Below are 3,960 nucleotides of genomic sequence, written 5' to 3'. Positions count from 1 at the left end.
TAAACATCGAGGGAAAATTTACAGTAATAGACCAAGGTGGCGGGAGTACTGAATTTTCCTATGGTGAAAAATCAAAACTAATAGCATCAATATCATTTCCATTTGGAATTGTCAACTTTACAGAAAAATATATAAAATCAGACCCGCCAAAGCCAGAAGAGATTATGCAAATAAAAGACTTTCTAAAACAGCAATTGCCAATAGCCTATGAGAAGATGAAAGATACAGAAATTTTAGTTGGGCTTGGCGGGACGATTACTACGGTTGTAGCCTTAGAGTATAATATCTATCCGTACGATTCTAAAAAAGTTCATGGTTCAAAACTTACCTATGAAACAGTTACAAAATGGCTAAATAAACTTGCAAGTATGACAGTAAACCAAAGAAAAGCAATTCCTATGATAGAAGATAAAAGAGCCGAAGCTATAGTGCCGGGAATTGTTATATTTCAAACAGCTATGGAAGTTTTCCAAAAAGATGAGATTACAGTCAGCGAGTGGGGAGTAAGACACGGTTTACTGTTGGAATTAATCCATAATTAGCATAAATTATTTGTATGAGTAAAAAAATATTCAATCTAAAATCAAACTTTAAACCTACCGGAGACCAGCCAAAAGCTATAAAACAGCTTTATGAAAATCTTATTTCAGGTGTAAACCAGCAGGTCTTGCTTGGTGCAACAGGAACAGGTAAGACCTTTACCATAGCCAACCTTATTGAAAAATACGGAAAACCAACCTTGATACTATCCCATAACAAAACCTTAGCAGCACAGCTTTACAGAGAAATAAAAGAGCTGTTTCCTGATAATGCCGTTGAATACTTTGTGTCTTATTATGATTATTACCAACCTGAAGCCTACATTCCACAAAAAGACCTTTACATAGAAAAAGACAGCGCAATCAACGATGCAATAGATAGGCTAAGACACTCAGCAACAAGAAGTCTGATAGAGAGACCGGATACGATTGTAGTAGCTTCTGTATCCTGCATATACGGACTTGGAACGCCAGAATTTTATGAAAAGTTAAGATTACAACTTTACGTTGGAATGGAAATAGACAGACAAACACTTTTGAGAAAATTGGTAGAACTTCAATATCAGAGAGATGACTTTTCATTAAAAAGAGGAACGTTTAAAGTAAAAGGTGATACAGTTGAAATCTTACCGGCATACACAGAAGACATTATTGTAAGAGTTGAGTTTTTTGGCGATGAAATAGAAAGTATATCAGAAATAGATATTTTTAATAGAGATGTAAAAAGAAAACTTGATAGAACTGTTATCTTTCCGGCGAGCCACTATGTTATACCAAGACCGGATATGTTAGAGGCTATAAAACAGATACAAAAAGATTTAGAGATAGAAGTAGAAGAGTTTAAAAGAGCAGGAAAAGAGATAGAAGCAAACAGGCTTTGGCAAAGGACAAATTACGATATAGAAATGATGCTTGAGCTTGGAACATGTAAAGGAATAGAAAACTATTCAAGATACTTTGATGGCAGAAAGCCAGGAGAACCACCTTACACTCTTATTGATTACTTTCCGGAAGATTTTTTACTTATAGTAGATGAGTCTCACGTTACAATTCCGCAGATAAAAGCAATGTATAACGGAGACTTTTCAAGAAAAGAAAACCTTGTTAAATATGGCTGGAGAATGAAATCAGCCTACGATAACAGACCTTTAAAGTTTGAAGAATTTGTGCAAAAAATACAAAAAGCAATTTACGTATCTGCAACGCCGGCAGATTGGGAAATCAAAAGGTCAAAAGGTGTGATAGTTGAGCAGATAATCAGACCAACAGGCTTGCTTGACCCAATTATAGAAGTCAAAAAGACCGGAGGTCAAATAGATGATTTAATCAATGAAATATGGAAAGTCAAAGAAAGGAACGAAAGAGCCATTGTAATAACGCTAACCAAAAAAATGGCAGAACATTTAGCAGATTATCTGACAGAAAGAGAAATAAAGGCAATATACCTACATTCAGAAATAGACACGATAGAGAGAGTAAAGATAATAAAAGAATTTAGAGAAGGAAAATATGATGTGATTGTTGGTGTAAACTTATTAAGGGAAGGTCTTGATATGCCGGAAGTATCTTTAGTTGCAGCGCTTGATGCAGATAAGCAGGGATTTTTAAGGTCTAAGACAGCATTAATTCAGACCATCGGAAGAGCAGCAAGAAACGTAAACGGAAAAGCTATTTTATACGCTGATAAACTAACACCGGCAATGATAGAGACGATAGAAGAGACAAACAGAAGAAGAAAAATTCAAGAAGAATACAATAAAAAACATGGAATAACTCCAAAAACTGTTTCAAAAGAAGTAAAAGACCTAATCTCCTTAGAAGAGCTTGGAATACTTGAAATATATAACCAGCTACCGGACGATATAAACTCAGAAGAAGATTTAATGAAAAAGATTGAGCAGCTTGAAAAACAGATGTGGGACTATGCTAAAAATTGGGAGTTTGAAAAAGCAGCAGAAATCAGAGACCAACTTGAAAAATTAAAAAAATTAGCAACAGTGATTGGATAAATAAAATAGGTTTATATGGGATTAAAAATTTTAGAAAATTAGCTACGATGAGACTGTTCCAAAAAAAATACATAAATTAAAATCATGTAGAAATTCCAAAGAATAGCCCAAGCAATAGCTAACTTCTTAGCTATATCTTCTCTTTTAACTTTAAACACTGAATTTGCTTTGTTATTTATATTACCAAATAAAGATTCTATTCTATATCTTTTCTTTCCATACTTTAACCAATTTTCCTTTGATAACTGTCTCAATGGATGTTTTATTTTTACTCTAAAAATTTCCTTCATCTTTATAGCAGGGATAAGTCCAATGTCTAAGATTTTTTGCATTACACTTATTTGTTGACTTGAAAATAAAAAACATGAGATTCTTCGCTTCGCTCAGAATGACGATATGGATTTTTGGAACAGTCTCGCTTTATCTTTATAGTAGGATGACAGAGCAATGGTGTCAGGAATCCTTCAGATTAAAGTCCTCGGATTGACAATAAAAAGAACTTAATTTCGAGCAATTAGACGGAGAGTTTCTAAAGCTGAATTTCTTTTGAATATCCAAGTTTTTCCGATAGCTCTTGGGAAGCCTGTTTAAAACTATCCTTCATTTTTCCATGAACCAAATTGAAAGGCATTCTAAACGCAGGAGCAGATAACGTTATCGCTGCTACAATATCACCAGTATAATCTCTGACCGGAACAGAGATGCATCTAACTTCTTTTTCCCACTCTTCATTATCTATGGCATACCCATTTCTTCTAACTTCTTCTAATTCTTTTAATAGTAGGTTTTTATCTGTTATTGTATTTTCAGTAAATTTCTCTAATTTTACTTCTCTAAAAAATTCTTCTAAATCCTCTTTATCCATAAATGCAAGATGTACTTTTCCAGAAGCTGATGCGTACATTGGAAGTAATCTTCCAACCCTTGATTTAACTACTACACTTCTTGGAATTTCGTAAGAATCTATATATACAATTTCATGTCCGCTACGTGTTGCAAGATATACGTTTTCTTGAAACTCTTCAGCCAGTTTTTGTAAAAAAGGTCTTGCTTGTTTTCTAATCTCAGTGTGAGAAATATATGAATGACCGAGTTCAAAGTTTTTTATTCCTAAAGAATATATTTTCTTTCTTTTGTTATAATCTAAATAACCACGAATAATAAGGACTTCCAAGATTTTTTCAAGATTTGTATAATTTGTCTGAAATTTTTCCTCTAAATCTTTAAGTTTTGTATATTGTCTTCTGGCTATGTAAAATAAAATATCAAAGGCCAAATCTACGTTTTGAACTATATAGTCAGATTTTTCCCTCTTGCGATGCATTTTATACCTTCTTTTGTATTAAAAAGCGGAGCCGATGGGATTCGAACCCACGACCTCCTGCGTGACAGGCAGGCGTTCTGGACCTGGC

General features: G+C 33.8%; 3 protein-coding genes and 1 pseudogene. 2 read left to right on the top strand and 2 right to left on the bottom strand.

The features are described from left to right. Both SULYE_RS06760 and uvrB read left to right on the top strand, forming a co-directional pair. Positions 1-542: Ppx/GppA phosphatase family protein (locus tag SULYE_RS06760; protein ID WP_007547834.1), on the top strand; the 542-nt coding region annotated here is incomplete at its 5' end. Positions 543-556: 14 nt separating this feature from the next. Then, positions 557-2,548, top strand: coding sequence for an excinuclease ABC subunit UvrB (uvrB, locus tag SULYE_RS06755; protein WP_007547833.1), 1,992 nt, complete (start codon positions 557-559; stop codon positions 2,546-2,548). Positions 2,549-2,586: 38 nt separating this feature from the next. Here the strand turns inward: uvrB and SULYE_RS06750 are convergent. Continuing rightward, positions 2,587-2,889, bottom strand: a pseudogene (locus SULYE_RS06750) (IS5-like element ISSulsp1 family transposase); the annotation flags it as partial. A gap of 188 nt (positions 2,890-3,077) precedes the next feature. Next, positions 3,078-3,872, bottom strand: a complete 795-nt coding sequence (locus tag SULYE_RS06745) for an IclR family transcriptional regulator (RefSeq protein WP_007547830.1) — start codon at positions 3,870-3,872, stop codon at positions 3,078-3,080. Positions 3,873-3,960: the final 88 nt, after the last annotated feature.

Origin of the sequence: Sulfurihydrogenibium yellowstonense SS-5 (genome assembly GCF_000173615.1) — a bacterium.
GTDB classification, from domain to species: domain Bacteria; phylum Aquificota; class Aquificia; order Aquificales; family Hydrogenothermaceae; genus Sulfurihydrogenibium; species Sulfurihydrogenibium yellowstonense.
The sequence above is the reverse complement of the archived record's forward strand: the minus strand, read 5'-3'. Positions and strand labels throughout refer to the sequence as shown.

Coding starts and splice junctions, on each gene's coding strand:
- uvrB (WP_007547833.1), top strand. CDS start 557: ATGAGTAAAAAAATATTCAATCTAAAATCAAACTTTAAACCTACCGGA.
- SULYE_RS06745 (WP_007547830.1), bottom strand. CDS start 3,872: ATGCATCGCAAGAGGGAAAAATCTGACTATATAGTTCAAAACGTAGAT.